Consider the following 5,418-nt stretch of genomic DNA (forward strand, 5'->3'; position numbering starts at 1 on the left):
TGGTCACCGGACTGGGCGCCGTCACCCCGCTCGGGGTCGGCGTGGACGACCTGTGGGCGGGGCTGCTCGAAGGGCGGTGCGGGATACGGGAGCTCGACGGGGAGGAGTTCGCCGGCCTGCCCGTACGGGTCGCGGGGACCGTACCCGTGGATCCCGCCTCGCTGCTGCCCCGGACGCAGGCACGGCGCATGAACCGGGCCGCCCAGTTCGCCGTACTGGCCGCACGGGAGGCGTGGCGGGACGCCGGCTTCGACCCGGCGGGCACGGTCGAGAGCGGGCTCGACCCCGAGCGGGTCGGGGTGTCCGCGGGCGCCATCCTCGGCGACGCCTCGGTCCTCGTGGGCGGCGACCGCCGGCTGCGGGAGAAGGGCCCCAGGGGCGTGTCGCCGCTGACCACCCCCATGACCGTGCCCTCGCAGGCCGCCTCCCAGGTGTCGCTGGCGCTGCGGATCACCGGCGAGGCACGCACGGTGACCAGCGCGTGCGCATCCGGTACGGAGGCCATCGGGCAGGCAGTCGACCGCATACGGTACGGGCGGATCGACCTGGCCCTCGCGGGCGGGGCCGAGGCCGTCGTCACCCCGGCGATCATGGCGTCCTTCGCGGCGATGCGGGCGCTGTCCACGCACGGGCTCGGGGACGGTGACAGTCCCTCGCGGCCCTTCGCCGAGGACCGCGACGGGTTCGTGAACGGGGAGGGCGCCGGCTTCCTCCTGCTGGAGGCCGAGGAGCACGCGCGGGCCCGGGGCGCGCGGATCTACTGCGAGGCCGCGGGCTGGGGCCTGTCCGCCGACGCACACCATCTGGCGGCGCCCGACCCGTCCGGCACGGGAGTCGCCCTCGCGCTGCGGCGCGCGCTGGCGGACGCGAGGGCGGGGGCCGTCGATGTCGTGCACGTCAACGCCCACGCCACCGCCACGGTCGACGGCGACCTGGCCGAGGCGAGTGCGGTGAGGGCGGTACTGGGTGGCCATCGGGTGCCGGTCACCGCGCTCAAGGGGCACCTCGGGCACCTCCAGGGCGCGGCGGGCGGGGTGGAGGCCGTGGCGACGGTCCTCACGCTGCACCACGGGGTCGTCCCGCCCACGATCGGCTGCGCCGAGCCGGATGCGGCGATCGGGCTGGACGTGGTGACCGGGGGCCCTCGTGCGCTTCCCTCGCGGGGGGATGTGGCCTTGAGCAACTCCTTCGGGTTCGGGGGGCACAATGCGGTGCTGGCGCTGCGGCGGCGCTGCCGCTGAGGGCTGGGTACGTCTCGTCTGCCCCATCGGGTTCGTGGCCGACCGCGGGTTCGCTGCGGCTGGTCGCGCAGTTCCCCGCGCCCCTGAAGGCCTCGGGCACGCCCTGGAACACCCCTGAACCCACAACTGGGGTGGCTGCGGTCAGGCGCTCCGGGGAGGCGGTCGTCAGGCCGACGTGCGCTTTCTTGCCGTCGTCTTCTTTGCCGGTGTCTTCTTCTCGGCCGCCGTCGACTTGGCGGCCGTCTTCTTCGCCGACGACGTCGACTTCCTCGCACCCGCTCCCGCCGCCGTCTTCCTCGCCCCGGCCGTCGACTTCTTCCCGGTCGCCCCCTTGGGTTCCGCGCGGGACGACTTCCGGGCGGGGCGCTTCTCCGGGAGCGAGGCCACCTCCGCCTCCTCCTCGCCCCGCGACGACTTCGCGGCGCGCACGCTGTTCTCCAGCGCGGACATCAGATCGAGGACCTTGCCGCCCGCCGCCGCGGCGGGAGCGGTCGGCAGCGCCTCGCCGGAGGCCTTCGCGGCGATCAGTGACTCCACGGCCTCGCGGTAGTCGTCGTGCAGGTCCTCGAGGTCGACCTCACCGAGCGTGTTCATCAGGGCGTCGGCGAGGTCCAGCTCCTTGTCCTGGACCGTGACGTTCGTGTCGGGCGCCACCTCGTCGGGTGACCGGATCTCGTCGGGCCACAGCAGACCGTGCATGGCGATCACGTCGTCGACGACACGGAGCATGCCGAGACGTTCCCGCCCGCGCAGCGCGTACTTGCAGATGGCCACCTTCTTGCTGCGTCTGAGGGCCTCCCTGAGCAGCGCGTACGGCTTGGCGGCGGGCACGCCGTTCGCGGCGAGGTAGTACGCCGAGTCCATCTGGAGAGGGTCGATACGCCCGGCGGGCACGAAGGCCTCGATCTCGATCGTCTTGGCCGTGGGGATCGGCAGCGAGGCCAGATCCTCGTCCGTGATGGGGATGATCGTGCCGTCGGCCTCCTCGTACCCCTTCCCGATCTCGTCCGTCGGCACCTCGTGCTCCTCCAGCTCGCACACCTTGCGGTAGCGGATACGGCCACCGTCCTCGAGGTGGATCTGGCGGAAGGAGACCGAGTGGCTCTCGGTGGCGTTCACCAGCTTGATCGGGATGCTGACCAGGCCGAAGGAGATGGCGCCGTTCCATATGGATCGCACGTGCAGCACCTTTCCGATCACTTTGACCAGTTTCCAGAGATTTACAGCCTTATGTATGTGATTCTCATCGTATGACGCCGATCACCATGGTGGAGGGGCGAAGGCTCGCGCTCAGCAATCTGGAGAAGGTGCTGTATCCCGCGACCGCGTTCACCAAGGGCGAGGTGCTGCACTACTACGCGACCACCGCGGACGCCCTGCTCCCCCATCTGCGCGACCGGCCGGTCTCCTTCCTGCGGTACCCCGACGGACCGGACGGCCAGGTCTTCTTCACCAAGAACGTGCCGCCCGGTACCCCCGACTGGGTCACGACCGCGGAGGTCCCCCGCTCGGAGGGGCCCGCGCGGATGGTGCTGGTGCAGGACCTGCCGAGCCTGGTCTGGGCGGCGAACCTCGTGACCGAGTTCCACACGCCCCAGTGGATCGTCGACGCGCCGGGCGAGGCCGACCGGCTGGTCTTCGACCTCGACCCCGGACCGCCCGCGACGATCGTCGAGTGCTGCCGGGTCGCCCTGTGGCTGCGGGAACGGCTCGGCGAGGACGGGATCGACGCGTACGCCAAGACGTCCGGCTCGAAGGGTCTGCATCTGCTGGCGGCGCTGCGGCCGGCCCCCTCCGCACGGGTGACGGAGTACGCCAAGGAGCTGGCCGTTGCAGCGGAGAAGGCCATGCCGCGGCTCGTCGTGCACCGGATGACACGGAGCCTGCGGCCGGGGAAGGTGTTCGTCGACTGGAGCCAGAACGCCGCCCGGAAGACCACGGCGACCCCCTACACCCTGCGGGCCCGCGCCGAGCCGACGGTGTCCGCGCCGGTCACCTGGGAGGAGGTCGAGGACTGCGGCTCGCCCGGCCGGCTGGTCTTCCTCGCCCCGGACATCGCCCCACGCCTCCAGGACCACGGCGATCTCATGGCCCCGCTCCTCGACCCGCGCAACACCGCCCCGCTGCCCTGACCACCCACCCCCAAGGGCCACAGCCGAACCGAGCCCCGAGAACGCGCGTCAGCCGGTCACACCCGCGTCCACGTACGCCGGTCCCGCGCGACCGCGTGCAGCGCCTCGACATCCGCCGGCTTGAGCGCCCCGCCCGAGCGGGCGAGGCCCGAGAGGTCGGTGTCCCGCAGGACACGGGCCTCCCCCAGGGGTACGACGACGTCGACGCCGGACGCGCCGACGGGGGCCAGCACCGGGTGGACCTCCGCCGTGAGCGCGTACGAGGCGCGATCGGCGTCCGCGCGGATCTGCCGGAGGAGGGGGCGGGGCTCGTGCCGGCCGACCGTGACCATGGGGTCGGCGACCAGGACGCGCTGTTTACGGGCGTACAGGGCCCGGACACAGAACAGCCCGCCGGGGCCGATCACCAGGTGGTGGATGCGGCCGCCGCCGGGCAGCGGCACCGAGTGCAGGGTGCGCCAGCCCGCGCCCTCCAGCCTGTCCAGGGCCTCACCGGCCGTCTGCTCCGCCGTGAGGGCCCGGCGGCGCGGGTCCGGGCGCAGGCGCCGGGGCGGGCCCGGATCGCGGTCGAGGGCGATCAGGAGCGCCTCGCCCGGGCGGTTCGGGGCCAGGTCGTCGTCCGGCGGCAGGGTGAGACGGGCGAGCTCCGCGGGCGTGGGCACCGGGGGCGGGCCCACCGCGACCGGGCCGGTCAGGAAGGGGCCGAGCGCTTCGAGCACGTCCTCCCGCCGGTCCTCGCTGAGCAGGTTCACCCGGCCGGCCTCCCTGTCGTACCAGGCGAGGTTCCGTCCGTTCGTGAGGCAGACGTAGAGGCGTTCCTGTCCGTGCCGCCAGGTCGGTATGACGCGCAGTCCGTTCATGCACCATCACCCCACGACCATGGGAACAGGCGGGGTGCTGCTCCGGCAAGAACCCGGCTACCTTTGGGATGACTTGGGGGAGGTGCCATTGCGGACCCGCAGGAAGCAACCCGACGTACCGGCCCCGGACAGCCCGTGGAGCGAGATCGTGCCCGGCCTGTGGATGGGCGGACACGAGTTCGCGGGCGGTGCCGGAGAGCGGGAGTTCGCCGTCGTCCATGACGAGTTCGATCTGGTCCTCACACTGCTGCGGCTCCCCGGGCACGGGCCGGACGAGGGGGTAGAGCACCATGTGTGGCCCATCCCGGACGGGCCCCTCGACGGCACCCAGCTCACGGGCGTGATGCGGCTCGCGCAGGCCGCGTGCGAGGCGCTGGAGGAGCAGCGCAGAGTGCTCGTGCGCTGTTACCACGGGTACAACCGCTCCGGGCTCGTCGTCGCCCAGTCCCTGATCCGCACGGGCCGCTCCCCCGACGAAGCGATCCACCTCATCCGCTCCCGCCGCTCCCCCTGGGCCCTGCACAACGACCTCTTCGTCGAGTACCTCCGCGCGGGCCTGACCACGGCGAGGCTCCTGGAGGAGCTGGCCGAGGAACTGACCGAATAGCCCCTCCTCCCCGATGGCCCAGCGTGACGGGCGCACCCCAACCGGCGCTCCTAATGTGGCGATTACTCAGGTTCGCCCCCTTTCTGGAGGAGCCCCATGTCCCTGCGGTCCACCCTCACGCGCTTCGGCATAGCAACCGCCGCCGGCGCCCTCGTCACCCTCGCCGCCACCGGCACCGCGGTCGCCGACGACGACTGGGGAAACCAGTCGAACCAGCAGTCGAACCCGACGGACCAGCATCCGAACCAGCAGGCCAACCAGCAGCCGAACCCGACGAACCAGCAGGCGGGCCAACAGCCGGGCCAACAGGGGAACCAGCAGGCGGGCCAGCAATCCGGCCAGTCCCACCACCAGTGGAACCAGCAGGGGAACCAGCAGTCGGGTCAGCAGGCGAACCAGCAGGCAGGCCAGCCCAACCACCAGTGGCCCCAGCAGGCGGGCCAGCAGGGGAACCAGCAAGGGAACCAGCAGGGGAACCAGCAGGGGAACCAGCAGGGGAACCAGCAGGCAGGCCAGTCCAACCACCAGTGGCCCCAGCAGACGGGCCAGCAGGCAGGCCAGTCCGACCAGCAGTGGAC

Annotated in this window: 5 protein-coding genes and 1 pseudogene; 4 read left to right on the forward strand and 2 right to left on the reverse strand. The window is 72.2% G+C overall.

Translation table 11 applies throughout. From position 1 onward, the window contains the following. Positions 1–1,241: beta-ketoacyl-[acyl-carrier-protein] synthase family protein (locus FNH04_RS40585; protein ID WP_152791200.1), on the forward strand; the 1,241-nt coding region annotated here is incomplete at its 5' end. A gap of 165 nt (positions 1,242–1,406) precedes the next feature. On the opposite strand, the gene ku is transcribed toward FNH04_RS40585, so the two are convergent. Further along, positions 1,407–2,420 carry a non-homologous end joining protein Ku gene (gene ku / locus FNH04_RS40590; RefSeq protein ID WP_449343791.1) on the reverse strand — a complete coding sequence of 338 codons (1,014 nt, stop codon included), beginning with the start codon at positions 2,418–2,420 and terminating at the stop codon, positions 1,407–1,409. 71 nt (positions 2,421–2,491) lie between these two features. Here ku and ligD point away from each other — a divergent pair, with 71 nt between their 5' ends. Continuing rightward, positions 2,492–3,373, forward strand: coding sequence for a non-homologous end-joining DNA ligase (gene ligD / locus FNH04_RS40595; RefSeq protein ID WP_152791202.1), 882 nt, complete (start codon positions 2,492–2,494; stop codon positions 3,371–3,373). A 56-nt stretch (positions 3,374–3,429) separates the two neighbouring features. Here the strand turns inward: ligD and FNH04_RS40600 are convergent, their stop codons facing one another. Then, entirely contained in the window at positions 3,430–4,233 is an 804-nt protein-coding gene (locus FNH04_RS40600) for a nuclease-related domain-containing protein (protein ID WP_152791203.1), read from the reverse strand. Positions 4,234–4,321: 88 nt separating this feature from the next. Here FNH04_RS40600 and FNH04_RS40605 point away from each other — a divergent pair, with 88 nt between their 5' ends. Beyond that, a complete protein-coding gene (locus tag FNH04_RS40605) occupies positions 4,322–4,840 on the forward strand; it encodes a protein-tyrosine phosphatase family protein (RefSeq protein ID WP_152791204.1) in 519 nt (172 codons plus the stop codon). A gap of 96 nt (positions 4,841–4,936) precedes the next feature. After that, a pseudogene (locus FNH04_RS48790) lies at positions 4,937–5,418 on the forward strand (SH3 domain-containing protein); the annotation flags it as partial.

This window comes from Streptomyces phyllanthi, from assembly GCF_009377205.1.
Taxonomy (GTDB): domain Bacteria; phylum Actinomycetota; class Actinomycetes; order Streptomycetales; family Streptomycetaceae; genus Streptomyces; species Streptomyces phyllanthi.

Bases quoted from the DNA above. Each gene is read 5' to 3' on its own strand.
- FNH04_RS40600 (WP_152791203.1), bottom strand. From the start codon at position 4,233: ATGAACGGACTGCGCGTCATACCGACCTGGCGGCACGGACAGGAACGC.
- ligD (WP_152791202.1), top strand. From the start codon at position 2,492: ATGACGCCGATCACCATGGTGGAGGGGCGAAGGCTCGCGCTCAGCAAT.